General features: G+C 40.8%; 28 protein-coding genes. 26 read left to right on the top strand and 2 right to left on the bottom strand.

The window, feature by feature from the left end:
* Positions 1–28 precede the first annotated feature (28 nt).
* The 11 genes from ABU190_RS08035 to ABU190_RS07985 all read left to right on the top strand — a co-directional run bounded on the left by ABU190_RS08035 (position 29) and on the right by ABU190_RS07985 (position 12,882).
* Positions 29–541: a hypothetical protein gene (locus tag ABU190_RS08035; RefSeq protein WP_354690969.1), complete on the top strand. Its 513-nt coding sequence runs from the start codon at positions 29–31 to the stop codon at positions 539–541.
* Positions 480–2,342 (top strand): terminase gpA endonuclease subunit, encoded by a 1,863-nt coding sequence (locus ABU190_RS08030; RefSeq protein ID WP_354690968.1) that lies wholly within the window; start codon positions 480–482, stop codon positions 2,340–2,342. Before ABU190_RS08035 ends, ABU190_RS08030 begins: the two co-directional genes overlap by 62 nt.
* Positions 2,343–2,810, top strand: a complete 468-nt coding sequence (locus ABU190_RS08025) for a hypothetical protein (protein ID WP_354690967.1) — start codon at positions 2,343–2,345, stop codon at positions 2,808–2,810. It begins immediately after the preceding gene.
* Between the two features lie 17 nt (positions 2,811–2,827).
* A complete protein-coding gene (locus ABU190_RS08020; RefSeq protein ID WP_354690966.1) occupies positions 2,828–4,333 on the top strand; it encodes a phage portal protein in 1,506 nt (501 codons plus the stop codon).
* A complete protein-coding gene (locus ABU190_RS08015) occupies positions 4,287–6,014 on the top strand; it encodes a phage major capsid protein (RefSeq protein WP_354690965.1) in 1,728 nt (575 codons plus the stop codon). Before ABU190_RS08020 ends, ABU190_RS08015 begins: the two co-directional genes overlap by 47 nt.
* A gap of 323 nt (positions 6,015–6,337) precedes the next feature.
* Positions 6,338–6,733: a hypothetical protein gene (locus ABU190_RS08010; RefSeq protein ID WP_354690964.1), complete on the top strand. Its 396-nt coding sequence runs from the start codon at positions 6,338–6,340 to the stop codon at positions 6,731–6,733.
* Positions 6,734–6,745: 12 nt separating this feature from the next.
* Positions 6,746–9,214, top strand: a complete 2,469-nt coding sequence (locus tag ABU190_RS08005) for a tail fiber domain-containing protein (RefSeq protein ID WP_354690963.1) — start codon at positions 6,746–6,748, stop codon at positions 9,212–9,214.
* A gap of 39 nt (positions 9,215–9,253) precedes the next feature.
* Positions 9,254–9,709 (top strand): phage tail tube protein, encoded by a 456-nt coding sequence (locus ABU190_RS08000; protein WP_354690962.1) that lies wholly within the window; start codon positions 9,254–9,256, stop codon positions 9,707–9,709.
* Positions 9,710–9,768: 59 nt separating this feature from the next.
* Entirely contained in the window at positions 9,769–10,068 is a 300-nt protein-coding gene (locus ABU190_RS07995) for a hypothetical protein (RefSeq protein WP_354690961.1), read from the top strand.
* Between the two features lie 32 nt (positions 10,069–10,100).
* Positions 10,101–10,460, top strand: a complete 360-nt coding sequence (locus ABU190_RS07990) for a hypothetical protein (protein ID WP_354690960.1) — start codon at positions 10,101–10,103, stop codon at positions 10,458–10,460.
* Positions 10,450–12,882, top strand: a complete 2,433-nt coding sequence (locus ABU190_RS07985) for a hypothetical protein (RefSeq protein WP_354690959.1) — start codon at positions 10,450–10,452, stop codon at positions 12,880–12,882. Before ABU190_RS07990 ends, ABU190_RS07985 begins: the two co-directional genes overlap by 11 nt.
* A gap of 7 nt (positions 12,883–12,889) precedes the next feature.
* On the opposite strand, the gene ABU190_RS07980 is transcribed toward ABU190_RS07985, so the two are convergent.
* On the bottom strand, positions 12,890–13,504 hold the full coding sequence (locus ABU190_RS07980; RefSeq protein ID WP_354690958.1) for a DUF6216 family protein: 615 nt from the start codon (positions 13,502–13,504) through the stop codon (positions 12,890–12,892).
* Between the two features lie 37 nt (positions 13,505–13,541).
* On the opposite strand from ABU190_RS07980, the gene ABU190_RS07975 reads away from it, so the two are divergent.
* Genes ABU190_RS07975 through ABU190_RS07945 form a run of 7 tightly spaced genes read left to right on the top strand, consistent with a single transcriptional unit; the run spans position 13,542 to position 19,592 of the window.
* On the top strand, positions 13,542–14,099 hold the full coding sequence (locus tag ABU190_RS07975; RefSeq protein ID WP_354690957.1) for a hypothetical protein: 558 nt from the start codon (positions 13,542–13,544) through the stop codon (positions 14,097–14,099).
* Positions 14,099–14,722: a DUF2163 domain-containing protein gene (locus tag ABU190_RS07970; protein WP_354690956.1), complete on the top strand. Its 624-nt coding sequence runs from the start codon at positions 14,099–14,101 to the stop codon at positions 14,720–14,722. Before ABU190_RS07975 ends, ABU190_RS07970 begins: the two co-directional genes overlap by 1 nt.
* A complete protein-coding gene (locus tag ABU190_RS07965) occupies positions 14,722–15,111 on the top strand; it encodes an ornithine carbamoyltransferase (RefSeq protein ID WP_354690955.1) in 390 nt (129 codons plus the stop codon). The genes ABU190_RS07970 and ABU190_RS07965 overlap by 1 nt, the downstream gene beginning before the upstream one ends.
* Positions 15,112–18,315 carry a fibronectin type III domain-containing protein gene (locus ABU190_RS07960; RefSeq protein ID WP_354690954.1) on the top strand — a complete coding sequence of 1,068 codons (3,204 nt, stop codon included), beginning with the start codon at positions 15,112–15,114 and terminating at the stop codon, positions 18,313–18,315.
* A 13-nt stretch (positions 18,316–18,328) separates the two neighbouring features.
* A complete protein-coding gene (locus tag ABU190_RS07955) occupies positions 18,329–18,625 on the top strand; it encodes a hypothetical protein (protein ID WP_354690953.1) in 297 nt (98 codons plus the stop codon).
* Positions 18,626–18,634: 9 nt separating this feature from the next.
* Positions 18,635–19,282: a hypothetical protein gene (locus tag ABU190_RS07950; RefSeq protein WP_354690952.1), complete on the top strand. Its 648-nt coding sequence runs from the start codon at positions 18,635–18,637 to the stop codon at positions 19,280–19,282.
* 37 nt (positions 19,283–19,319) lie between these two features.
* Entirely contained in the window at positions 19,320–19,592 is a 273-nt protein-coding gene (locus ABU190_RS07945) for a hypothetical protein (RefSeq protein ID WP_103245541.1), read from the top strand.
* A gap of 10 nt (positions 19,593–19,602) precedes the next feature.
* Here ABU190_RS07945 and ABU190_RS07940 read toward each other — a convergent pair whose 3' ends face one another.
* A complete protein-coding gene (locus tag ABU190_RS07940) occupies positions 19,603–20,049 on the bottom strand; it encodes a glycoside hydrolase family protein (RefSeq protein ID WP_354690951.1) in 447 nt (148 codons plus the stop codon).
* 36 nt (positions 20,050–20,085) lie between these two features.
* Between ABU190_RS07940 and ABU190_RS07935 the strand changes: the two genes are divergently transcribed.
* From ABU190_RS07935 to ruvB, 8 genes are all read left to right on the top strand, one after another.
* Positions 20,086–20,514, top strand: a complete 429-nt coding sequence (locus ABU190_RS07935; protein WP_354690950.1) for a hypothetical protein — start codon at positions 20,086–20,088, stop codon at positions 20,512–20,514.
* A 9-nt stretch (positions 20,515–20,523) separates the two neighbouring features.
* The gene (locus ABU190_RS07930) at positions 20,524–21,093 is read left to right on the top strand and encodes a hypothetical protein (RefSeq protein WP_354690949.1); all 570 of its coding nucleotides are present in this window, start codon (positions 20,524–20,526) and stop codon (positions 21,091–21,093) included.
* Entirely contained in the window at positions 21,090–21,401 is a 312-nt protein-coding gene (locus ABU190_RS07925; protein WP_354690948.1) for a hypothetical protein, read from the top strand. The genes ABU190_RS07930 and ABU190_RS07925 overlap by 4 nt, the downstream gene beginning before the upstream one ends.
* Positions 21,398–21,691, top strand: a complete 294-nt coding sequence (locus tag ABU190_RS07920) for a hypothetical protein (RefSeq protein ID WP_354690947.1) — start codon at positions 21,398–21,400, stop codon at positions 21,689–21,691. Before ABU190_RS07925 ends, ABU190_RS07920 begins: the two co-directional genes overlap by 4 nt.
* Positions 21,692–21,763: 72 nt before the next feature.
* Positions 21,764–22,582, top strand: coding sequence for a hypothetical protein (locus ABU190_RS07915; RefSeq protein ID WP_354690946.1), 819 nt, complete (start codon positions 21,764–21,766; stop codon positions 22,580–22,582).
* Between the two features lie 150 nt (positions 22,583–22,732).
* Entirely contained in the window at positions 22,733–23,602 is an 870-nt protein-coding gene (locus ABU190_RS07910) for an SDR family oxidoreductase (protein ID WP_354690945.1), read from the top strand.
* A gap of 109 nt (positions 23,603–23,711) precedes the next feature.
* Positions 23,712–24,323 carry a Holliday junction branch migration protein RuvA gene (gene ruvA, locus ABU190_RS07905; protein WP_039078724.1) on the top strand — a complete coding sequence of 204 codons (612 nt, stop codon included), beginning with the start codon at positions 23,712–23,714 and terminating at the stop codon, positions 24,321–24,323.
* 8 nt (positions 24,324–24,331) lie between these two features.
* Positions 24,332–25,345 carry a Holliday junction branch migration DNA helicase RuvB gene (ruvB, locus tag ABU190_RS07900; protein WP_039078725.1) on the top strand — a complete coding sequence of 338 codons (1,014 nt, stop codon included), beginning with the start codon at positions 24,332–24,334 and terminating at the stop codon, positions 25,343–25,345.
* Positions 25,346–25,381 lie beyond the last annotated feature (36 nt).

Below are 25,381 nucleotides of genomic sequence, written 5' to 3'. Positions count from 1 at the left end.
TACTTTAATAATGATAAGAGGTTTAAACATGATTAGTTTAAGGGCATTAGCTAAACAATATGGCTATGATGAAAGTACTGTAAGACAATGGCGTGATAAGGGAATGCCAATTGGTGATGATATCGATGAACACAATACACGTGAATGGATAGTACAAAATGTCCTCAAGCCATTACGTGAAACTGATATCAATGAACAGATTCAGCGTGAACGATTACGCAAACTCCAGGCAGAGGCAGATCTTGCAGAGGCAGAGGTACGGGTCAAAACTGGTGAACTGATGGAAGCCAGCACCGTAGAGCGTGAACTCTCGCAGTACTTCAAAACGATGCGTGATTATCTACGCACCCTACCAAACAGATTACACCATGAGATACACGAACAGGCTGATGCACTTGCAGTAAAACGGATTTTACTACAACGCATTGATGAAATTCTTAAAGAGATAGGAACAATGACAATGGAAGGAACGTTCACGGATGAACATATCGACAGTACTGAAACGAACAGTACGAAACCTGATCCCACCGATAAAATATAAACCCTCTGAATGGGTAGAAAAGAATTTAGTACTTCCCGATGGTGCCGCAGCCGGGCAGAAAATTAAGCTGTACTCATTCCAGCGTGAAATGCTGGATATTATTGAAGATACCAGATACAAGAAAGTAATTTATAAGACGAGTGCTCAAATAGCAAAAACGACAATATTGAACTCGGCATTATTCTACTGGATGAGTACTGACAGTTCTAATATCGGCATTGCTCAATCATCACTGGCAGAACTGAAACAATGGAAATCTGGGAAAATAGATAAAACCATTGAAGCTGTTCCAGTACTAAAAGACCTTGTAACAGATAAGAACGATAAGACAAAAGCAAATAATCAAAACCAGATTGAATTGCGTGATGGAAATTTTCTGTACTTCATGACGCTTGGTAGTGCAAAGGCACTCAGGGGAAAAACATTAAAACGAATTATCCTGGATGAGATATCAGCAATTGATCAGAATACGCATGAAGGGAATCCAATTCGATTAGCGGAACAACGTGCCACCGATTTCGGACAGGAAGCAAAGATCCTCATTTCAAGTACTCCAACTTTCTCCGGGGATGCAATCGATGTTGAGTACCAGAACAGTGACCAACGGGAGTACTTTTGCAGATGCCCGCACTGCGAACATGAACACACTTTAAAGTGGGAAAACGTAAAGTTTGATTGGCGAAAGGCCGGACGGCGTGATCTCCCTGATAGCAGTACTGCCAGATTACTTTGTCCTGAATGTCATACTGAAATCACAGAAGCACAGCGTGTACGAATGGTTGCATGTGGTCGCTGGGTTGCCACCAATCCCCAGGTTACTGATACCGCCGGATTCTATATCAACCGTCTGTACTCACCGAACAGTACCATTCAGGCCATCGCAAAAGAATTTGAAATGGCATGGTATGAATATAATTACCAGTCGTTCTATAACACAGTACTCGGCCTGCATTATTCAGAGTTCCGGGATGAACTTGATGATCTCCAGCTCGAAGCACTGAGGGATGAATCGTTTGATTTAACCCATATACCCGATTCGGTACTTGGGATCGTAATTGGTTGTGATCAACAACTAGACAGATTAGAAGCCCAGGTAATGGGATTCAATGAATCAGAGCTATTTGTTCTCGGTTATCGGTACTTCTACTCACCCAACTGTGAAATTAAAGGGGCAAAAGCATATAGCGATCTCGCCGCATTCTGTCAGCAGAAGTTCAGAACGGTATCCGGTCGTACTGTACCTGTACTCAAAGTTGCGGTTGACAGTGGAAACGGCAGGGCGACACAGACAGTACATTCATTCTGTCAGGCGTATAAACGATTCGAGGCAATCAAGGGCAGCAGTAGTACCAATGGTCCGTTATTCAAGTCCAGTACGTCTGAGGGACGTCAGTTCTACATGCTCAATGTACATGAGGGTAAAAACTGGTTACGTTCATTACTGAATAACGCCTTGTCAGAAAAGAACGACGCACCGCTAAAGATACGGTTTGCTCATGATCTCCCTGATGACTATTTCGACCAGTTAACCTCGGAAACACTGGAACGTTCTGGTACGGGGTTTCGCTGGAAGTGTATTCCAGGCAGACGTAATGAAGCCCTGGACACACTTGTGTACTCACTGGTAATGATGAAACTTGCCCTTTCAAAATTGGGTACTCAACCGTTCAAAAAATTACGTGAATATAAGCAAACAACACGTGAAGAAACCGTACTTCCAGTACAGCCACCATCAGAGATTAAAACGAATAAATACTCCAGAACTAATACTACGCTCGGAAAATCATGGTTCGGAGGATAAATGAAAGACAAGATTTTTATTGGCGAGGTGCTATATGAAGTACTCCCGGCCAATACAGTGATTAAAATCGGGAACAGTACCCAAACGCTATATGAATATAAAAATGAAAATGCCGATGATGTAACGGCATTAATCGATACGAAAAACTTTACAGCAGGGTACTATACCGTAGTAATAAATACAGACGGGAACATGCGTATCAGTAATATAACAGTTATTGATCCGATGGCACAAACCAACAGATTGTCAGAACTGCAAAAACAACTTGATGATATCAATGTCATCATCAGTGCACGTATAAATAATGATAATTCACAACTGACAATTAATAATAAAACATTAATTCATGAGGATATAAATACGCTCATGAGTCTGAAAAATTCAATCACCAGTCAGGTAAATGAATTAAAACGTAAAATGAAAAATGGCAGTACTGGATTTTTTAAATCAACAATACATTGCCGCTAAAACAGGAGCACACGGAAATGTGGCCTTTTAATACACGGCAGACTCATCCACAACCGGAACTGCCACAATCAAAACCAGCCAGAAAGAACAGAACGCATAACAGTACCTCGGAATTCAAAAGTGAAACCCGTTCTTTAACAGGATTGCCTACACGCATTCTCGGTACATATGGTACGGGGGTTCAGAACGTTAATATCAATGCAGTGCTGCGACAGTCACTGACAGCATTACGTGATGCATCCCGTTCTCTGACGCTACAGAACCCCTATGCCCGCCGTTACGTACAGATGAGTTCAAATGCTGTAGCCGGTGCTGATGGGATCACTGTCAGGCCAGCCCCGATAATGGGTGAACAGACAAATCAGGAACTGGCGGATCGTCTGGAGAAAATGTTCTATGAATGGGCTTCTGATGCCTCACGTTTTTCACTGGATGGTACTCTCTCATTCGATATATTTCAGGCACTTGTAGAACGTACACGAGCTACCGATGGTGAATGTTTTATTCGTATCCATCCGGGACGGGAACTACAGATATCAGTCATAGATGCGGCCCGTATTCCTGGTACCAAAAATGAACTACTCAATAACGGTTCCTATATCAGTAATGGTATTGAACGTGATCGTAACGGGAAAGTGCTGGCTTACCATATAGCAGATATCAACCCACTGAATTACACGGTTAATGCTTCCAGTACTGAACGTGTTCCGGCAGATGAGATCCTTCATTACTTCGTACCAGAGTATGCAGGGCAGGAACGCGGATTCCCTGACTGTATCAGCGTGTTCAAAACGCTTGAGGACTTTAACAGTTATAACGAAGCGGCAGTTATTCAGAAGAAAATAGCCAGTTCGGCTATGGGTTTTGTCACTAACAGTGATACCACTCAGGATGAACTACTCGACACTGAATCTGAACCACGTGAACACATAGAGTACTTTGAACCTGGAACCATAAAAGAGTTACAGCCTGGTCAGAACATTCAGACGCTGAATCCGACCGCAGGCACGGACAAGATAACCGAATTCAGTGATGCAGTACTCACCACTATCAGTACTGGTCTGGGTGTACCCAAATCTATGCTTACTGGTGACACCCAAAACGCATCATTCAGTGCTGCGAAAATGGCAGATCGGATATCACGGGAGGGTTTTAAAACCCGCAGTAATTTACTCATCAGTAAAGTACTCAGACCGATCTACCGCGAGTTTATTAAACGACTGATGGTGACAGAACTGAATAATCTGTCATTTGTGGATTTTGAAAATATTGCAAATTGTACCTTTATAACAGTTAAACCCATCAGTCTCGATCCAGTGAAAGATGCTCAGTACGAGCAGGTACTTCTAAACATGGGTGTTAAATCTCGTTCTCAGATAATCCGTGATTTAGGCATGGAGCCACAACACGTATTTGAAGAACTTGAAAGGGAGAAGGGAATAAATACAACAACAAATATTGAACAGGGAAGTTCAGATGGAAATAAACAAAACACAGAAACGGGAGATGACACTAACGAGTGAAAATAGTCTCTCAGATAATGACAGTACTACTGTCCTGTTAGCATTCAGTTCTGAAACGCCAGTAACTCGTAATATTGGTGGTCAGGAATACAATGAAATCCTTCTTCACGGTACTGAGAATGTTTTACTGGACCGTTTAAATTCAGGTGCAGCCTTATTATTCAATCATAATATGGATGCACATATCGGAACTATTGAATCAGCAACCATCGATTCAGACCGTGTAGGACGTGCATTAGTCCGTTTCAGTTCTGTAGGTTTGGGTGCTGAAAAATATGCGATGGTGCAGGAGCGTACATTACAGAAGGTTTCAGTAGGGTACTCAATTCTGGATTATCAAATTGCCGGGAATGATTTAATCATTACTCAATGGGAACCTTATGAAATCAGCATGGTTACAGTACCCGCAGATAATGAAGTCGGTATCGGTCGGGCATTAGAAACTAATACGGATGATGAACAAGAATCAAGTGCTGAACTAGAAGAAACAAATACAGAACAAGAATCCAGTACTGAACTAACAGAAGCAAATGCTGAACAGGAATCCAGTACTGAAACAGAAGAATCAATAAATACAGAGTCTGAACCAGAACAGGATGTTCAGGAAGACGAACGTATAAATGAAATAAACGCCATTTCACGTGCGTTTAATACAGCCGATTCCATTCGTGATGAGGCAATTAAATCTGGTTTATCCATTGATGGATTTAAACGCCAGGTCATGAATAAAAATACAACTATCAAGGAAGATAAAAAAATGGAATTTTCTCTAAACGCATTGATGCGTAATATGCTCGATGGAAAAAATACAGACGCACAGTACGGTAAAAATGGTGTCATCATCAGTAATGCTGATTTCATTCGTGCTGGTGTGACAACTGCGACAGCGAAAGATGTTATTCATACTGATGTACTGTACGGTTCATTTATTGATGTACTACGTGCAAACAGTGTCTTAAAAAACTTTCCGGTACAGATGTACACTGGTTTAACCTCAGAAATCGCATTACCAAAACTATCCGGTGATTTCACTAAAACCTTCGATTTCATTGCGGAGAATGGCGTATCACCAGAAGTTGACGCGAACTTTGAATCAGTACTGATGAAACCACGTACCTTCACGGGTTCAGTACCGTTATCGCGTACAGTCGTGAAATCCTGTCCTCAGATTGAACAGATTGTTTCTCAGGCTATTGTTGCGGGTTCCGCAGAACGTCTTGAAACCATCATTATGAAAGCAGTAGTGGATGCAGCTATTGCAGCAGGCCATGTTAAAACAGTCACTGCATATGATTATGACAGTATCGTTGAAGCACAGGGTGAGCTGGGTGATGAGGGTGTAAACTTCGGTAATATCAGTGCTGTAATGTCCCCATCTACTAAAGCGACACTACGTACTACATTACGTGGTACGAATACCGCCGCTGTGTATTTGTTTGATGACGGTGACCTTTGTGGTGTACCTGCCTATGACAGTAAAGTACTGGCTGGTGCGGGTGACTTCGTGATCCTCGGTGACTTTTCAAAACTGGCGATTGCTCAATGGGGTGACAGTTTAGAACTCGATATGGATGATACAACTAATCGTAATCGTGGTTCTGTTATTGCTCGTGTGTGGGCTGATATCGATTTTGCACTCACCAATCCAGAAGCATTCCGTGTAATTAAAGTTAGTGCATAACATATGCGAGCATTTAAACCATCACAGTGTGATGTGTTCATAAATGCTTTCGGTGAAACAGTACAAACAGAAAAGGGAACCACTTTCAGGGCCATTCTTGAAATGGTTCCCGTAACTGTATCCAGCGGTAGTGGTGCTTTCATCGAATCATATGAAACATATTGCACGGTAAAAAAATCAGATATCAGTACCGTCACTATCGGTTCAGTACTGCTTATTCGGGACGTAAAATACACAGTCTATAACATTGTCGATGACCTGTCCGGTTTAGTGGATATCTATTACCGCACTTTGGAAGGACAACACTTCGCGGAGGACTATTAATGTCACAGCTTATCGTCAATGTACGCCAAACAATGAAGAAACTGATTAACAGTACAAAAAATCTCAAAACGTCACGTGACAGTGATATTTTTGAAGAAATTGCATTTAACTTTAGTAAACAGAGTATTAATTTCGGTACTAATCAGCGTTATCAGGCAAACATTACTGTTCAGTATCTGGTTTCACCGAATCCGACAAATGGCAGTACAGCCCCTTCACTCACATATGATGAAATAATTACAGTATTTGATGAACAGAAAGGGCAGGCTTTCCGGGATAATAATTTAGTTTTGATAGGTTATTCATATGAGCAGAGTGACATAGTTACCGATCCTACAACGGGTTCAGTAAGTCTGGTTTTTACAATAAATATCATAGTAATCGAAAAACAATAACAAGGATTTACTATGACAGACATATATACAGGTTTGAATTTTAAATTATATGTCAATAGTGACACGGGTAATACATCCCCACAGGGAGCGGGTAATCTTCTTATTAATGAAATTGCCGCATTTCCAGTACTGAAAATTAATTCCAGTACACAGTCTATTGAAACATATGATAGCGAATATGAAACAAAACTCATGGCAGAGCAGGGAATAGATCCCTTTAGCATTGTTGTGAATTACATACCGGATGATGAATCACATCAGTACCTGGATCAAATGGGCGAATCTGGACAGGAATTTCAGGTTGTACTCAATTACAGACAAAGTGAAGGTACTATTGATTATGCAATCGTGAATGGTTCCATTACGGCGTCAATTATTAATGGTGATAAGGATTCAGTACTGACAAAAACCTATACATTTACACCAGAAGATGTCATTGCACGTTCAACAACGATTAATGCATTAGTCGCTGTTTTCCAGGGCGACTATGGCATCGGATCGAATGGTGTAGACGTACCACAGTACATAGCAGACGTACCCACAGGTAACAGTTTTATCAAGGTTCCGGCTAATCAGGATGGTAATCCAGTGGGTGCTGATATGCTTGGAATTGGTCTGGTGGATGTAAACTCAGTATGTTCACTGGCAATCAGTAAAAGTGGAGCACTCGCGATTTATGCGAAGAATGCCTCTACTGCCTGGTCCCGCATACTGACAGCGACACAGATCGCAGGGCAGTATGTGCCAATGAGCAGAACTATCAATGGCTATTCGCTTAGTACTGACGTGTCGTTATCAAAGGCCGATGTAGGATTGGGTACTGTGACCAATGATCCACAGTTGAAGATCTCAGCGAATCTCGCAGATGTGGCTAATGCCAGTACTGCCAGAACTAATCTTGACGTATACAGTAAGGCTGAAACAACTGCTAAGTATGTCGATAAAATTACTACAGTTAATGATCATCCATTATCGGGTAATGTCGTAGTCACTAAGGCCGATGTAGGCTTGGGTAATGTAACCAATGATGCTCAGTTAAAGATATCAAGTAATCTATCTGATGTAGCAAATGTCAGTACTGCAAGAGCGAATTTAGGTCTTGGTACAGCCGCACAATTTAACGTTGGTAACAGTGGTAATACTGTACCCGTATTGGGTAATAGCAATACATGGAAATCAACTCAGGTTTTTGAAAGCGTACTATATGCGAATTCTGGTCTTGAAGTTGGATTTTTGGATAAGTCAACTACGCAAATTATTGATTTTCACACTTCTGGAAATAATATTGATTATGATTCACGGATTTATGCAGTTGGCGGAAATACATCAGTAGGTAATGGTGTTATTGGTTTTACTGCAAGTGAAGTTAATATACCAGTGCTAAATTTATCAACTCCACTATCAATTAATAGTGGTGGTACTGGTGCAAATACATCAGCAGGAGCACGAACAAACTTAGGACTTGGTAACTCATCAGTATTGAATATTGGCACAGTAGCTAATACTGTTGCAGCAGGCAATGACTCGCGGTTAAATACAATTAATGGTAAAACTGGCGGTACTGTTATCGGTGATATCAAAGCTACAATTGATTCTGGAACATCTGCAACTAACATTGATGCTGGAAAGCTTATATCTGCTTATAGTGGGTTTTTAACTCCACACTATACCTATCTAACACATCGTTATGATAGTAATTTTGGTTCATATGCATATCTTGCACTTGTTCCCGGTTCTACAGCACAATTCTTTAGATTTCTTAGTGATGGTAGATTTATGTCTCCAAAACTTGAATCTTCTGATACATTAACTGTTTATGGTAAATCAAACTTAAATGGTTCAGTTGCGGCGGGAGGTGTTTTTCTTAGTGATAATAGTGTAACTCCACAGGGTTTACATCTTAACTGGAATAGTGTGGCTGGTAGCGGTTCAGCATATTTAATTAACAATCAGGGGTTAGGTAATCCTGGTGGATTTGTTTTTGCTAATGTGGCACAGAATGGTGCTGAAACTGGACGTGTTACATTCACAAAAAATGGTGATATCGTTGCTAATGGAAACTTAGTATCAGGTACATCAACGTTCTATACCACAGCAAATATTGCCGGGCCTACATGGAGTCATTCAGGTACATTCGATTTGGTTACTTTCCTTGCTAAATCCTATGCACCAATTTCAGATCGTCGTATTAAAACAGATATAGTACCTATTACAGTTGAAGATGCAATTGATGAAGTGAAATCATGGAAAACGTATGATTATAAATTTTCATATGGTAAAGATGGACGCGGTATTATTGCTGATGAGGTAAACCCAAAATACGTTACTGAAACAAAACTCACAATTGACGATATTGAAAATGTATTGCAGGTAGATCAGCTTGGAATGTTAATGGCTAATGTTCCTCCAGTACTGCAATACCTGTTAGATAAGATAGACAATCTTGAAAGTGAAATTTCAGAACTAAAAATTAATAAATAAGGGAAAGGAATTCCCAATAAACTTATATAAGGATATAAAATGGCAATGGATGTTTTTTCTGGTGCTAACCTCGCTGTTAGTATCGGTAATGCTGCCCCTACAGTCGCAACTGATTTTCAGGTTGTACCGGAAGTTGGTGTATTCACTACATCAGGCTTTGAAAGTACTGTAATCGACGTGGTCACTTTTAATAGTGCATATAATCGTAAACTTTTAGGTACTAAATCAATTCCCGATATTGAATTGACGGTTAACTACTTACCTGACAATACAGTACATAAGTTACTTGAAACGCTTGCTGACGAGCAGAAACGCTGTCAGATAAAGATTGAATATTTCAATGACTCAACACATACCGATGGTTTCTATGTAATCTATACATGCTTTGTGTCAAGTACTACCCTGGCGGGTGATAAAGATGCAGTCGTGACCAAAACCTTCAATCTTGCAGTTGATGGTGCGGCGATTCAGGCGGGTATTCTACCAACTGTATAATACTGAACTAATAAATAAGGTAAGGAATAATCCTTACCTTTTTTTATGGAAGTAATAATATGAATATTGAACAATTAAAGCAAAAATTAAAACCAACCCTACATACTTTTGAAATTGAACCGGGTATTACCGTACAGATTCATCGTCCGACACAACGTGATCTACCGGAATGTAAATCTCTTGAAAGTACTTTAGTCTTATGCGTTAAAGATGAAAATGGTGATCCCGTTTTCAGTACAGAAGATGTGGAAGGGCGTATTAACGTTAATAGTATCGATTTTAAAATGGCAAATAAAATCTATATGGGGATTATGGATCTTGTCTCTGCTGATAAAGTTGATGAAATCGAAAAAAAGTAAGAAGTGATCAGTATCTGAATTACTTTTGTAAGATGGTGAATAAACGGGGTCTGAGTCCAAATGAATTTAATAATTTAGATCCTGATGTGCTTGAAGCATTAATGGTATATGACGCATATATTGAACCGTCTGGTACTAAAATGGATATGTTATTTCATGCTCACCGATGTTATTCAGAGGCAATATCAAATCCAAATCTCACAGAATCATTTCGAAAAGGTTTGAAAATTACTGATTTCGATTTTCTAGAGATTATAGATGGTGAAAACCTCACGACTAAAGAACGTCATGAACGTCATTTAGAAAAGATAAAAGAGAAACAAATCAATGATATTACATCACTTGGAGAGCAAATAAGGAAAATTGCTTTAGGGAAAAATAATGGCAAATAATAATGATATTAGAGTTACGCTGGATGGTGATATTACTCCATTACAAAGAGCATTAAGACGAGGCACTCAATCACTTGATGAATTTGGTTCTCAAAGTGGCGGTATTGTTGAGGAATTTACCAGTACGCTAAGTGGTGGCATGGGTAAAGCCGGATTAGCCTTTACTGGTCTCGCTGGTACAGTAGCTGTAGCGGGAGCGGGTATTGCATTAACGTTTTCACGTGTAATGGACAGTGCTGAAAAGTCTTTTGAAGTTTTCCAGGCAGCGAGTCTGAGTTTGACGAGTCTGAGTCAAATTCAGCAAATGGCAAATATGTACGCAAAAGTCGGTCTTACTATGGAGAACGTAGCAGACCAGCAAAAAGATCTGAAAGACAAATTACAGGATGGATTATTCAATGCTGGCGGTTCTATGTATACCGATGTTATTAAACCATTGAGTTTGAATATTGTCGAGTTACAAAAAATGGCGGCAGCAGGTGATGATGTATTCGCAAAAATTTACTTTGCTGCAAAAGCACAGGGTTATAGTACTCAACAACTGGTGAACATGTCTGAGACAATCGGTAATGACATGACAAAAAGATTACCGGTACTGAGTCAGTACAATTCAGAACAGGAATATCAGATAGCATTAAGTAAACAAACCGTACAATTAACGGATGAACAAAGTGCATCATTTGAAAAGTACCGCGATTCTACTAATAATTTATCAAATGCATGGGAGAAATGGAACTATGCAGTACTGGCTCCAATAGCAGACAGATTAGCTGATATTCTTGACCTGATGACCAGTATTATTAATAGTGCTCCGATATCTGATTCTGCCTATGCGACCAGTCAGGAAGGTATTAAACAAGTCGAAGACTATCAAAAGGGTTTTCAGAATGAATTACTGAGAAACTCATCAATCTATGGTGCTCAGTTAGCAGCAGATCAACAAAAGGCAATTGACTCAGCCAAAAAGAAGAGTGAAGAACTAAAAAAATATACCAGTGATGTTAATGATAATATGTCAAAGGCATTTAAACCAGCGACGGATGGTAGTGATGCGAATACATTAAAAAATGCAATGAAGCCATTGCAAACTTCACGACAGAAGATCCTGGATCAACTTAGTGATTTAAAAACACAAGATTCACAAATGAAGGATGCAATCAAGAAGTCATTATACTCTGCTTATCATGGCAGTACTTCTGAAATGAATACTGCATTAGAGCAATGGAATGCAGGTGTAAAAGAAAAACGTGAAAATCTGAACAAACAACTCAATAAAGATGCCGAAGATGCCAGGAAGAAAGCCGAAGAAGCAGCGAAAAAAGCCGCAGCAGAAGCTAAGGCACGTGCGGATAAAGAGATTGCAGCACGTAAGGTTCTGAACAAGGCGATTTCAGATATGACCATTGATAGCAATGCCCGTCTGTTATCAGAATTCGGCAGACAACAGGATGAATTAGTCAAATCAATCAATGCCAGTGCAAAAACACTTGGACTGTCCAAAAGTGAACTGGAACAGTACCTGAATAATCAAAAGGTAAGTGCAGCAGCAAAACGTACTGAAATGGTTAATCAGATGATTGGATATTCAGATCCTAACAAACCATTGAGAGATACAAACAATCTTATTGAGAGTGGTAATCTCAATGACAAGCAAAAAACGTTTCTCGCTGATCAACAGAATGAACGTACTAATGGTGATAATCCTTTTGCCTATGACAACACGGCACAATTACAGAAAGATAACACTGATGCGATGAATCTTGAACTAGCTCAGAATGATATGTTACTGAAAGGCCATGAAGATTATGAGAAACGCAAAGCGGAAATTACTGCAAAATACAACGCTAAGGCGATCGATATCAGTTACCAGCATTCACAGGCTGAACTGAGTATTTTTAGTGATGCCGCAAAAAGTCTTTCTGGTGCGATGGTTGCCGCATTTGGTGAGAGTTCAGGTGCAGCCAAAGCCGCATTCATGGTCAGTCGCGGGATCACAATCGCACAGACAGTACTGTCAATTCAGTCAGCACTGGCACAGGCACTGGCACAGCCGTTCCCGGCATCATTAGCGAGTTACGCTAAAGTACTTTCACTCGGTATGAGTATTATCAGTACTGCTAAAGGTGCTTCATCAGGTCAGTTTCATGGCGGTGTTGATGAACTCCCCGCAAGCTATGATAACAAGTCATTCGTACTGAAAGCGGGTGAGCGTGTGGTTCAGCCAGAAGCGAACAAGAAACTGACATCTTTCCTTGATAATCAGGAGAAGAGTAACAGTACTGGTGGTGAAATCACAATCAATGCTCCGCTTATCGTACAGGGGGATGTGTCTGGTAGTGATGCCAGATTCAATGAGATGCTAAAGAAACATGCTAATAGCGTTAATCAGGCAGTACGTACAGCACAGAGACGTAATACATAAAGATGCGTCACGATTTCCGCTTCCTGTACTTACTTTTTTTAGCATAAATTTGTTTTCTGGCTCGCCTTGCTTTCAGTTTTTCTAAAATATCTGAAAAAGTAAGGAAACTAAAAAATGTCATTGAAACTATGTAGAAGAGAACTGTAAACAATTCAAAACCTCGTGGTGCCTTTACAATTGCAGCAGCGATCATAAGTGGTAAAAGTATTAAAAACATAAGTATGAAAATGAAAACAGAAGTAGCCATATCTTTTGATTTGTATTTCTTAACTTTATCAGTTTTAGGATTATAGTAACGCCGTAAACCAACATATACAGAAATATCGATGTCATATTTCTTTATAGTATCGATGAATGTAAGTATCTGTGATTTTTCCGTGAACTTTAGGTTGTTTTTAAAATTAAACCTGGCGACATCATGTTCTGCTTGTTCAAGCTTGTCCAGTGCTTCATCAAAGTATTTTTTCTCACCTATGAAAAAATTCCAAATCTTGTTTGATACCAGACCGAAATTACCTGATCTATAAACCACAAAAATATTGATAATCAGAAGTAATATCGGAAACGCAATGATATTCAATATGGGTAATATGGTTTTATTAAATTCAATTATTAAATCCATCGTATAAATACTCAGTATAAGAAGACAGGGAGAGATCATGACATCTTTTACTAATAAAATCAAAATAAACAATGTGCAAATTAAAAGTACTGAACCGATGTACTCCAACAAATCTTGGACAGGTCAACGGATTATTCGCAGTACTGGGATTCAGTATTATCAAATTTCATTTCAATTAACGTTTAATGTTAAAGACCGAAATGAAGTTATGAGTTTTATTGCAGAGCACTCACAGGGCAAACCCTTCACGCTTTCTTTAGGTCATATGGGTATGTATCAGGGAGCACAGACAGGTGCACTAGAGAGCAAGTCAGTAGCGAATAAAGGTACACGCATTGTCAGTACAAATGCCAATTCAATGGCAGTAGGTGAACTGATTCAGTTTCAGAATCATAATAAAATTTACCGAATCATTGACCGTACTGATACCTCATTAACGCTGTTCCCCGCATTACAGAATACCGTGCAGATTAATGAACCCATTACCTATAACAATCTAATGATTGAGGCAGTACTAGATCCTGATAATGATTACACGATGGGTATCACTAATGTCATGAACCTTCAACTCAAGGCAATGGAGAATATCATATAATGGATGAAAATATATTAACGGATACACAGCTATTAAAGTACTGGAATCTCGTTCGCGGCGGTAATAAGACAAAATTGACGATAACTGAACTTATGTCACTGGGTGTTCATGTGATCTGTTTTGATGTATTACCAAAGGGATACAGTGCATTTCACTGGACAGATGGACTCATAGATATTGTATTGAATGGGAATAACTATATTAGTTTTCCAGATGTTGTGACTGATTCATTACCATCGTTCACTGAACAGAAAGGCATCAGCAATGACGCTATCAATATGAAAATCAGTAATGTCAATACATCAGTACGACAACTTGCCCTTGGTGGATTTCTCAAGGATGCACAGATGAATATTACGTTAGCCATTCTGAATCCGTTTGACAGTACAGTACTTTATTCAATGCTCATGTTTAGTGGTTTTATTGACTATATCCAGGCTGTAGCGGAACCAAATGATATGAAAAATGAAATGACTGTCTATATAAACTCAGTCTATAAAAAACTGGACAGACAACCTCCAATGATTGCCGCGAATTCTGTATATCAGTCATATTATCCATCAGATGCGTACTTTAGTTTGTTGGGGCAGGTGAATCAAAACCAGACATGGAAATACAAATAATGAATTTACATAATCAATTAATGGACATTATTCAGTACGCAATAGATAACCCCCACAAACTTTGTGATAATGACTGTAATATGACAGTACTGAAAGTAATTGATCTCTTCGCTGGGACTACATTCTCTGACAGGAAATATAAAACTATCAAAGCGGGTATTAAGGGTTTAAATACTGATGGCTGGGACCATACTGGTCAGATAGTACAGACTTATTGTGATGAGGTTACACATACTATTGATGGCGATATCTGGTTAGATTCAGATAATCCCCTGACTATGGGTGTGGTTGTATCGGGTCGCCTGTTGGGAATCGATGATAAACATGAACACTTTCAGTTAATACAAAAACCCACGGATGGGAAATATTACAGAGTAAGGAAAACTTAAATGGGTAAGAGTTTAGGCGGGTTTTTCTCCGCAGTAATAACGGGCGTCATCGTGGCAGCGGCTGTGTACTTCTCTGGTGGTACAGCATTAGCGGCTATTGGATGGGGGGCTGCCAGTGCCGCCGTAAGTCTGGTTGCTACATCAATGTTGAGTCAGTTGGGAGTACAGAACTATGGGGATGTGGCAGAAAGTTTGAGTAGATCGACGTCTCCCACGACCGGACTACCAGTACTGTACGGTGGTCAGTTACCCCATAAGAACGGTATCAGTGGGGGAGCATTCATACTGGTCGGTTCTATTGTTGCCTGGTACAACATCCCGGATGGCAGTTCACAGTACCTGTTCAGTGAACAGGCTGTGTGTATGGCAGGTGTGCAGAAGCATATTGAACAAATCTATATCGATAATGAACCTGTCATTGCAGTACCGATCACATCAGATGGTGTAGTACCAAAGGCGAGCATTGCCAGTAAGTATCGGGACATACTACAGCTCGAAGTACGTTTTGGTGGTGATTACACTACGACAAAAACACTGGCTAAACAGTATGCCGGGCCGAAATGGACAGATAAATTTCTTGGAAAAGGTGTTGTCAGCATTTCAGTTGTTATCAAGAAAACACAGGATTCTCTGGAAAATAATCTTCTCGTTAATGATCAGTTCACATTAACTACTGAAATGAAAGGTATGGAAATCTATGATTTCAGTACTGGTACTAAATTCGCTACCAGTAATCCCCCATCAATCATTTATGATTACCTAACAAATGCAGAATATGGGATGGGGATTGAACCTGCATTAATTAATACTGATACATTTTATGAGACAGCCGCATATTGTAATCAGATGGAATATTATGCAAATGGTTCAATGAGCTATTCCAATACATATAAACAGAACATTGAGGACGTACTGCAATCCTTCGGTGGGATCATGTATGTACATGCGGGTCAGATTTGCATGACTACAGACCGTAAAACACTGTCAGTTGCATCATTTGATGAATCAAACATGTTTGGTCAGGTACAGATTAGTACATCGGGGAGTACTGACTATTTTAATACCATCGATGCGAAATATACGAATCCATTGTCAATGTACACTACTGATGTATTGCGTATTCCATCAGATATCAGTACTGATGAAGCTATCAGGACAGATGGACAGGTTATCACGCTCAGTCGGGATTATTCATGGGTATATGACACCGATACATTATCTCGCATGGTGAACAATGAAGTCCTCAAGGCGAAGTACAGTTTGCGTACTATTACATTTACAACAAGTGAAGGCTGGGACTTGAAGGTATGGGATGCCATAAATGTCAGCAATGAAGAACTGGCAATTAACGGAAAATTTAAGGTTCTCTCAAAAGATGTTGCTACCAAACAAGACAGTGTAGGCTATGTAACAATCACTGCTGTTGAGTATCCAGATGCGATATTTGATGGTATTGATCCGGGCGTATGGTCGCCATCGGGTTCAATGCAGTTTCCAGCATTAACTGTGATGCCTCCAACGAATTTACAGGTTTCTCGTAAGGGGAATATTAGTACTGGTTCAGTAGTCACCATGTCATGGACTGGTAGCGTTGATCCAAATCTTCGAGGCTACTATGTGTATTATAAATTGAGTACATCCAATGTCTGGAGTTATGCAGGTAGTACAAATAAATTAAAAACAGATTACGAGATATTCGGTCTAAGCGACACTGAAACTTATGATTTCTCAGTCGTTGCATTCAATAACATCGGATTAATCAGCCAACGATTAACACTTAATGGTATTATACCGGGGTATAATTTTCTTCTGCCTGCAATAACAGGACTGAAACTTATTAACAGTACTGAGTCTGCATACATTACTGATCAGACAGATTTCAATCTGCGTTGGGATAATCAGAAAGCGTTAATAGTCAATGGTCGTTCATTTACTGATTATTTTAAGTACTATATCGTTAATATCTATAATGGTAATACCCTTATTGATACGTTCTATACTCAGGACAGTAGTTTTAATTATACCTTTGTTCTCAATAGTCGGAAGATTCGTAAACCTACAATTGGCATTATAGCTCAGGGTTATCTTGCCTCTACATATAGCCAGGAGGTGAGAATAACAGTCGAGAATAAACAAATGCCACTGGTGCAGGGTGTTACAATATCGGGTGGATTTGGTAATCTCTTTGTGTCATGGACTCCAAATGAACTACCGGACTATGCAGGTGCTGAGTTTGTGATCACATCAGGCAATACGGTTCGTACATTCATTTCAAATAAGCCAGCATTTGATTCTGTACCCAATATCGTTGATGGTACATATAAAGTCAAAATGGGTCTTTTTGATATGTTCGGTACGGATGGTATTCAGTACAGTACCGAACAGACGATACAGATTAATTCACGTTATCAATTTACTGCGGATGATGCGGTACAGATTGAAAGCGTTATTAATTTACAGAATAAACTTGATGCAACCTTATCCAGTGCAGTTAACCAGAGTACAGCATATACCAATACTCGCGTGGATACACTGAAAAATACAGTTGATGGTAATACTGCAAAAATCACTACATTGAATCAGACCGTTGTAGATAACAATTCCGCACAAACACAGGCGATTACACAGCTAAAGGCCAGTACTGATAATCAAATTGCCAGTGTTAACCAACAAATGACTGCAAAAGCAGATAAAAGTACGGTTGATGCATCTTACACTCTTTCTGCAAATGCGAATGGTGTTGTATCGGGTATTCGGCTTGTTGCGAGTCAGGGGACTGTAAATAATAGTGCTATCTATTTTGTTGCAGATAAATTATTAGTGGCTCCATCGGCGGGTGCAACAGTTGGTGCGGTAGCTCCATTTGCTATTGTTGGAAATACAACATATCTCAATAATGCCATTATACAGTCTGGTTCGATAGGCACTGCATACATTGCTGATGGTGCTATTACCAATGGTAAGATCGCCAATGCGAGTATTAATTCGGCAAAAATTATTGATGGTGAAATCACTAACGCAAAAATAGGTCAGTACATTCAGAGTAATAATTACGTACCTAACAGTACTGGATGGTTAATGGATAAGGCGGGTAATTTATATATTAATGGTGCTGGCGGTACTGGAAGAATGACAATCAGTAATAACCTCATCCAGATATTTGATAACAATGGTACGTTACGTGTACGAATGGGATTATGGTAATAGGGAAATAAAAATGGCACAGGGTTTACAATGCTGGGATGCAACGGGAACATTAACCGTTGATCTCAATGATTACAATATGCGTTTTATGGGTACTGTCAGTCTGGCAGTGTCAGCAGGAATTACAACATGGAGCATACCATTTCCATCAATGCGTCCCAATGGATGGTTGGCAGTACTACGAACTAATATGCCGTGGAATGATTATTACTGTATTCCCGGTACTGATGCTTTTACAGTTCAGTACTTACCAACTAGTGGTACTTATCCAACTACGCTCTATTTTGACGTATATAGCTATGATGTGTAAGGGGTAATTATGGCAGGTTTTCAGCTTTATAATTCAGCGGGAGCGTTAACAATTGACTCTCAGAACAAATCAGTTGTGATGAGTACTGTAAAAGCGATGGGTGCATTGTCTGATATTGGTTTTTCAAGAATTGTTAGTGATTTTGGTAATGGTAGTACGTTGGGTAATTTACCATATCCGTTTTTCCCCGAGAGTGGGTTAAAGTGGTTTCAGTTTTTTACCGATGGTAGTTACTGTTTTCCTGGAGCGAGTATGTATGAACAGGGTACAGGACGCTTTATGATATGTAGTAATACAACGCCTATTCAGTCTGGATATCTGGATGTTTTTGATCCAGCCGGTAATCTCATATGGAGTGCGGCAAGTGCAGGTACGATGCCGCGTATATCTGATTTCATTACAGTGCCACCATCACATGATTTGAAAAATGCTCTAACTGTGAATACAGTAATTACTAATCCGTGGATTTGCATCAGTCAATGCCCTGGTAATTACAGTACTGATGGTACTACTTCTGGATATTCAGGCATCGTGATTAAACGCAATAGCAGTACATCATTCTCGATTCAGTACATCAACAGGTTTCAAAAAACATATCAACAAGCGATGGGCGGTAATGGAATCCGTATTGCTTTAGCCAGTTTTACTGGATATTAAATATAAATACTAATATTAGAATAATAAGGTGTTAAAAATGGACATTGGAACAATTGCAGCCTGTGTAGTTGCTTTTTGTACGCTTTTGTGGACGATCTATCGGGATAACAGTACTGATACAAATGATTTGCTGGATCGAATGGGAAATGTAGAGACTGAAATTGCATTACAGAAAAGTAATATTTCACGACTTGAAGCAGAACAGGATGAGATGAAGAAATCGCTAAAGAATCTGGAAGATCAGATTCATCAACTCGATTTAAAAATTGAACGTATCTTAACGATTCTGGAAAATGAAAAAGGGGCATAATGCCCCTTATTTATTTGTTAGTTAATTGTTGAATCATGTCATCTAGACGATTGGGTGTTTGTCGATACCAAAGACTGTCTTTAGCTTGTACTATTGCTTCCCTGTAGTTTTTCGCCTTTAAGGCTGTCATCATTCTTTTGAATTTCTTTACACCATTAATGCCTAACTGAAATGTCATGATGATCAAAAAATCATTCCAGTCATCAGGCACACTCAATCCCAATGACTGTACCTCCAAAATAACATTCGCGAGATCACGTGATAACAGTATATCCGCTTCTTTTTCTGTTATGCCATCACTAAAATTTTCAGTTTTCAGTACTAAATGACCGCAACCAATCGTTAGTTTTCCCAATGAATCCTTATACGGGTAAAACTTCCCATTCCTGAAATAGTTCATTTTAGTTTGAAACTCTTTAGTACCTTCGTATATCCATAATCTGCCTTTAATGTCCATAAATATTCCTATAGTAATTGTTATATTGGAATATTTATGGAATGGAACTACACAACAGACTGGAGTGAAGAAGAATTAACAAATGGTAGCTATTGTGGATTCGTTTACTTATTTGAGTTTGAGGACGGCTCTACGTATATCGGTAGTAAACAGATGTACAAAAGAGTGAAAGACATTAAAAAATTAAAAATTGATTCAATTGAAAATGGATGGCGTGAGTACACATCAAGTTCAAAAATAGTTAATCAAAAAATTACTGATGGTGAACAGTACAGAAAAACTGTCCTGTGGGCATTCCCAACAATGCGGGAGACTCTATTGATTGAGGCTGCATTGATACTATATGAGGGATTAAAACCACAGTGTCTGAATTTATCTCTGATGCATAAGGCACGTTTACCCGTAGGCAAGGATAAGAAACGACTTCATGGGATTTTGCAGGAATTGCTATCCTGTTTAAATTAAGGAATAGAAATGAGTAGCATAAATGGCATACGTAATGTACAGAGATACATAAACAGTACGGGACAGGATTTAGGCCGTAATTTTCAGAAGGAAATCATTAATCGTACTCGGATACTGTCAAAGAATTTACAGACAGGTATGACTAACTCGGTTGATCGTGGTGCGGTTCCATTCACTAATCGTGCTGTTATGTTCACCTATCAAAAAACCAGTACTGGTGTCACCTGTGAAATCTTCGTTAAGAAACTACAGGCGAAGTACTTATATAACGTTCTCGTAAAGGAAGAAACTGTACGTAAGTTTGTACCCACCAGTTCAGCACGATTAACAAAACAGGGTAACATTTCTGGTCTGTATACAAACCTCAAGAAAGGCCGTTATAAAATCGTCAGGCAGGGTAATAAAGAGCGTCTCGTAGATACGAACATTAAGAACAAAAAGAATAATAAAAAACGTGTAATTGGGCTACGTGAAGACAAGAGGCGTAAAATCATTTATGACTTCTATAAAGAAGCCAATACGGGAGCACGTTTAGTAATTAGTGGTATTAAAGGAACTTTGAGGGTAACAAGTGGATGATATTTGATAAACATTATGGTGAACAAACCGCATATATAAAAATGAATGGTATTGAACCCTTCGCTAACAGTACTCCAATTGATATTTGTTTTCTTGGTAAGAAATTTAAGAAAGCACTAACCGCTAACGATATCAAATGTGGTAGTTACATGAATGTGGCATATGAGAAGCCACAACAATTTCAGGAAGGTTCAGTACTGAAATGGAAATTAAGAACTGATGAAACATCAGTGTACTTGATAGAAGAGAAAAAATTATTTGTAAAAGGCAAACACTTTTGGGTATATTGCGTGGGGATCATAGAATGATAACTATACTGATTGATTTGATTAAAACTGGAATTGACTTCTTCATCAAGAAGAAAACGGTTGAACAGAAAGTTACAAAAACTAATGCAGAAGGGCAGATGGAAGTTAACAAGGAAGAAATTGAGAAAACTTCATTTCACTGGCGAAACTTTTTAGGTTTCGTATTGAGTTTGATAATCCTCTATAACTGGATCATAGTTCCAGTACTTGATGCATTTGGGATTGTAGTGATCCAAGTTCCATTGGGGCAGTTGTTACAGATACTATTGATTATGGTTGGTGGAAGTTAAAGAATGTTTGGTAATTGATGGAAATGTTGATATTATTATGTTTATTCTTTAATGAAAGGATTATGCTTTTTTATGAACATACAGCGTTTTATTAAGCATATAAATCTAGAATCCATTTCCCCAAAATGCTTTTTTTTCGCACTTGGTACTTTATTTTGGATGTTTATCGATGTTTATATTACTAAGGGAATTGATTCTTCATTTATTTCAGCTATAGCAGACACTGTTTTGGCTTTATTAGCAGTGTTGGCAATAATTAAAGCAAAAGAATTTTGGAAAGAAAAGAGCAAGCAAGATGGTTATCACATTGCGACTAGATTGCTCAATGATCACTATATTAAATCCGTAGTGTCCAATGGTTTAAGTGAATGCTTGAATCCCTTACAAAAAAGGTTAAATCATTTGGCATTTTTTTATTCAAAACTAGAAAATGGTAAGGTTGATAGAGTAGCAGAGGTTGAGTTAATCTCTAAGTTGGTAGATATATATAGAGAGTTATCTGACGTTTTTTATGAGAAAATATTCCCACATAATCAAGAAGTTCAGTTCGATATTTTTAGAATGAGAGCTACCGATATTAATTTTTCGAGTAATGAATTTGGTAGTTTGCTATCAGACCATTTTAATCTTTACAGAAGAATAACAATTGCATTGGAAAGTGTAGTTGTGGATGTGGGTCTCTATTTAGATGCATTCTATGAGGGGGGCTTTAATAAAAAATCTACTAAGAATGATATATCACCTCCAGGATATAAAAGAGATCTTGAACGTCGCTTAAGTGGTATCTATCAATTGGTAACACATCTAATAGAACAGGATCAACAAATGAGAACTAGTCTCAATATTGGCGTAGGAAGAGGTATCACAATCGCCAAATGTTTCACCTTTTGAGATGACCTACTTAGTAGGTGTATTTCACTGTTAATTAGGTACAGTATTGCACTGTAGTTTGACTATACTTATCACGATAATGTCACTACTTTTCACCTCTGAGGATATTCATCACTATCACGTGATGAGTCAACACAAGGGGAGTGAGCTATGCATGTTTTTCTGACGGGGGCGTCTGGCTGGGTTGGTTCAGCCGTTGCTGAAGATCTACTGGCGGCCGGGCATCAGGTTACCGGGCTGGTGCGCAATGCGCAAAAAGCACAGGCGCTGGTGGCTCTGGGAATGCAGGTGGTCACGGGAACGCTGGACGATCATCAATTGCTGCATGATGGCGCAAGCCGTGCCGATGCGGTTATCCATACTGCCTTCAACCACGATTTTTCACGCTTTAGTGAGAACTGCGTGCAGGATGAGCGCGCCATCCAGATTCTGGGGGAGGCGCTACGCGGTAGCGACCGCCCTCTGTTGGTGACCTCCGGGCTGGCGATGATTGCCCCAGGACGTCTGGCGACAGAAAACGACCTGCCGTTTGTCGCGCCAGCGTATCCACGCCGTTCTGAGGCTGCGGCCCGTGAGCTGGCAGACAAGGGCGTGCGGGCCGCAACGATACGCCTGTCGCCGACAGTCCACGGCGTGGGCGATCATGGATTTATTCCTATCCTGATGGGCCTTGCGAAGCAAACGGGTGTGTCGGCCTGGCCTGAGGACGTAGAAAATCGCTGGGCGGCGGTGCATCGCCGGGATGCCGCCACGCTTTATCGCTTAGCGCTGGAGACGGGGGTGACTCAGGCGGTTTATCACGCGGCGGCGGAAGAGGGCATCCTGTTTCGCGATATCGCGCAGGCCATCGGTAAACATCTTGGGGTACCCGCTGAGCCGCGGACGAGGGAACATTTTGGCTGGTTTGCTGATTTTGCTTCTCTCGATATGGCCGCAAGCAGTGAACAGACGCGCGCGGTACTGGGCTGGAACCCGACGCATCCAACGCTACTTGCTGACCTCGCGCAGGCGCAATATTAGGCCAGTAAATTAATACACTTCGCTTTTCATCAATAAGCGGCTGGATATCTATCCAGCCTTTTTTTATGATACAGCATTCTTACTTCGGCCATTAACGCAGGAGCGTCATGTGATAGGCAGACTCAGAGGCATTATTCTGGAAAAACAGCCCCCTTTAGTCCTGATGGAAGTCGGAGGCGTGGGTTACGAAGTGCATATGCCGATGACCTGTTTCTATGAACTGCCGGAGGCGGGGAAAGAGGCCGTGGTCTTCACCCATTTTGTGGTGCGTGAAGATGCGCATCTGCTGTTTGGTTTTAACAACAAGCAAGAGCGCACGCTGTTTCGCGAACTGATCAAAACCAATGGCGTGGGGCCAAAACTGGCGCTGGCTATTCTTTCCGGCATGAACGCGCAACAATTTGTGAATGCCGTCGAACGCGAAGACCCTGCGGCACTGATTAAACTGCCTGGTATTGGCAAGAAAACGGCAGAGCGACTGATTGTCGAAATGAAAGATCGCTTTAAAGGGTTACATGGCGACCTGTTCACGCCAGCCGCCGATCTGGTGCTGACATCACCCGCCAGCCCGGCTGCGGATGATGCAGAGCAGGAAGCGGTTGCCGCACTGGTGGCGTTGGGCTATAAACCTCAGGAAGCCAGCCGGATGGTTAGCAAAATCGCCAAACCAGGCGCCAACAGTGAAACTCTGATCCGCGAAGCATTACGCGCCGCGTTGTGAGGTAAAGGATGATTGAAGCAGACCGTCTGGTCTCCCCCGACAGCGTTATTAATGCGGAAGAGGTCGCGGATCGCGCGATCCGCCCTAAATTGCTGGCGGAGTATGTGGGTCAGCCGCAGGTGCGCTCGCAAATGGAAATTTTTATCCAGGCGGCGAAGCTGCGTGGTGACGCGCTGGATCACTTGCTGATATTCGGCCCCCCAGGGCTTGGGAAAACTACCCTGGCGAATATTGTCGCTAATGAGATGGGCGTCAACTTGCGTACCACCTCTGGTCCGGTGCTGGAAAAAGCGGGCGACCTGGCGGCGATGCTCACTAACCTTGAGCCGCATGACGTATTGTTTATCGATGAAATTCACCGTCTCTCGCCGGTGGTAGAGGAGGTCCTCTATCCGGCAATGGAAGATTATCAGCTCGATATTATGATCGGCGAAGGGCCGGCGGCACGCTCAATCAAAATTGATTTGCCTCCCTTTACGCTGATTGGCGCAACGACGCGTGCAGGTTCATTGACTTCACCGCTGCGTGACCGTTTCGGTATTGTGCAGCGGCTGGAGTTTTATCAGGTGGCGGATTTACAGCACATTGTCGGGCGCAGCGCCCGTTACATGGGGCTGGAGATGAGCGAAGAGGGCGCGCTGGAGGTCGCAAGACGTTCGCGCGGCACACCGCGTATCGCTAACCGTCTGCTGCGCCGGGTGCGTGATTTTGCCGAAGTGAAGCATGATGGCGCGATTACGCTTGATATCGCCTCGCAGGCGCTTGATATGCTGAACGTGGACGCGGAAGGGTTTGATTACATGGACCGCAAGCTGCTGCTGGCGGTCATCGATAAATTCTTTGGTGGGCCGGTAGGGCTGGATAACCTTGCCGCCGCAATCGGGGAAGAGCGTGAAACCATTGAAGATGTGCTGGAGCCCTTTTTAATTCAGCAAGGCTTCCTGCAACGTACCCCCCGTGGCCGCATGGCGACGGTCAGGGCATGGAACCACTTCGGGATCACGCCGCCAGAAATGCCCTGAGATTTTCCCGCATCAGCCGTCGTCGCTATTCTGAAT

The sequence above is a fragment of the Phytobacter sp. RSE-02 genome (genome assembly GCF_040578655.1).
GTDB classification, from domain to species: Bacteria; Pseudomonadota; Gammaproteobacteria; order Enterobacterales; family Enterobacteriaceae; genus Phytobacter; species Phytobacter diazotrophicus.
The sequence above is the reverse complement of the archived record's forward strand: the minus strand, read 5'-3'. Positions and strand labels throughout refer to the sequence as shown.

What these genes read in the sequence shown, in the direction of transcription:
- ABU190_RS08035 (WP_354690969.1), top strand. Translation starts at nt 29, where the DNA reads ATGATTAGTTTAAGGGCATTAGCTAAACAATATGGCTATGATGAAAGT.
- ABU190_RS08030 (WP_354690968.1), top strand. Translation starts at nt 480, where the DNA reads ATGAACATATCGACAGTACTGAAACGAACAGTACGAAACCTGATCCCA.
- ABU190_RS08025 (WP_354690967.1), top strand. Translation starts at nt 2,343, where the DNA reads ATGAAAGACAAGATTTTTATTGGCGAGGTGCTATATGAAGTACTCCCG.
- ABU190_RS08020 (WP_354690966.1), top strand. Translation starts at nt 2,828, where the DNA reads ATGTGGCCTTTTAATACACGGCAGACTCATCCACAACCGGAACTGCCA.
- ABU190_RS08015 (WP_354690965.1), top strand. Translation starts at nt 4,287, where the DNA reads ATGGAAATAAACAAAACACAGAAACGGGAGATGACACTAACGAGTGAA.
- ABU190_RS08010 (WP_354690964.1), top strand. Translation starts at nt 6,338, where the DNA reads ATGTCACAGCTTATCGTCAATGTACGCCAAACAATGAAGAAACTGATT.
- ABU190_RS08005 (WP_354690963.1), top strand. Translation starts at nt 6,746, where the DNA reads ATGACAGACATATATACAGGTTTGAATTTTAAATTATATGTCAATAGT.
- ABU190_RS08000 (WP_354690962.1), top strand. Translation starts at nt 9,254, where the DNA reads ATGGCAATGGATGTTTTTTCTGGTGCTAACCTCGCTGTTAGTATCGGT.
- ABU190_RS07995 (WP_354690961.1), top strand. Translation starts at nt 9,769, where the DNA reads ATGAATATTGAACAATTAAAGCAAAAATTAAAACCAACCCTACATACT.
- ABU190_RS07990 (WP_354690960.1), top strand. Translation starts at nt 10,101, where the DNA reads ATGGTGAATAAACGGGGTCTGAGTCCAAATGAATTTAATAATTTAGAT.
- ABU190_RS07985 (WP_354690959.1), top strand. Translation starts at nt 10,450, where the DNA reads ATGGCAAATAATAATGATATTAGAGTTACGCTGGATGGTGATATTACT.
- ABU190_RS07980 (WP_354690958.1), bottom strand. Translation starts at nt 13,504, where the DNA reads ATGGATTTAATAATTGAATTTAATAAAACCATATTACCCATATTGAAT.
- ABU190_RS07975 (WP_354690957.1), top strand. Translation starts at nt 13,542, where the DNA reads ATGACATCTTTTACTAATAAAATCAAAATAAACAATGTGCAAATTAAA.
- ABU190_RS07970 (WP_354690956.1), top strand. Translation starts at nt 14,099, where the DNA reads ATGGATGAAAATATATTAACGGATACACAGCTATTAAAGTACTGGAAT.
- ABU190_RS07965 (WP_354690955.1), top strand. Translation starts at nt 14,722, where the DNA reads ATGAATTTACATAATCAATTAATGGACATTATTCAGTACGCAATAGAT.
- ABU190_RS07960 (WP_354690954.1), top strand. Translation starts at nt 15,112, where the DNA reads ATGGGTAAGAGTTTAGGCGGGTTTTTCTCCGCAGTAATAACGGGCGTC.
- ABU190_RS07955 (WP_354690953.1), top strand. Translation starts at nt 18,329, where the DNA reads ATGGCACAGGGTTTACAATGCTGGGATGCAACGGGAACATTAACCGTT.
- ABU190_RS07950 (WP_354690952.1), top strand. Translation starts at nt 18,635, where the DNA reads ATGGCAGGTTTTCAGCTTTATAATTCAGCGGGAGCGTTAACAATTGAC.
- ABU190_RS07945 (WP_103245541.1), top strand. Translation starts at nt 19,320, where the DNA reads ATGGACATTGGAACAATTGCAGCCTGTGTAGTTGCTTTTTGTACGCTT.
- ABU190_RS07940 (WP_354690951.1), bottom strand. Translation starts at nt 20,049, where the DNA reads ATGGACATTAAAGGCAGATTATGGATATACGAAGGTACTAAAGAGTTT.
- ABU190_RS07935 (WP_354690950.1), top strand. Translation starts at nt 20,086, where the DNA reads ATGGAATGGAACTACACAACAGACTGGAGTGAAGAAGAATTAACAAAT.
- ABU190_RS07930 (WP_354690949.1), top strand. Translation starts at nt 20,524, where the DNA reads ATGAGTAGCATAAATGGCATACGTAATGTACAGAGATACATAAACAGT.
- ABU190_RS07925 (WP_354690948.1), top strand. Translation starts at nt 21,090, where the DNA reads ATGATATTTGATAAACATTATGGTGAACAAACCGCATATATAAAAATG.
- ABU190_RS07920 (WP_354690947.1), top strand. Translation starts at nt 21,398, where the DNA reads ATGATAACTATACTGATTGATTTGATTAAAACTGGAATTGACTTCTTC.
- ABU190_RS07915 (WP_354690946.1), top strand. Translation starts at nt 21,764, where the DNA reads ATGAACATACAGCGTTTTATTAAGCATATAAATCTAGAATCCATTTCC.
- ABU190_RS07910 (WP_354690945.1), top strand. Translation starts at nt 22,733, where the DNA reads ATGCATGTTTTTCTGACGGGGGCGTCTGGCTGGGTTGGTTCAGCCGTT.
- ruvB (WP_039078725.1), top strand. Translation starts at nt 24,332, where the DNA reads ATGATTGAAGCAGACCGTCTGGTCTCCCCCGACAGCGTTATTAATGCG.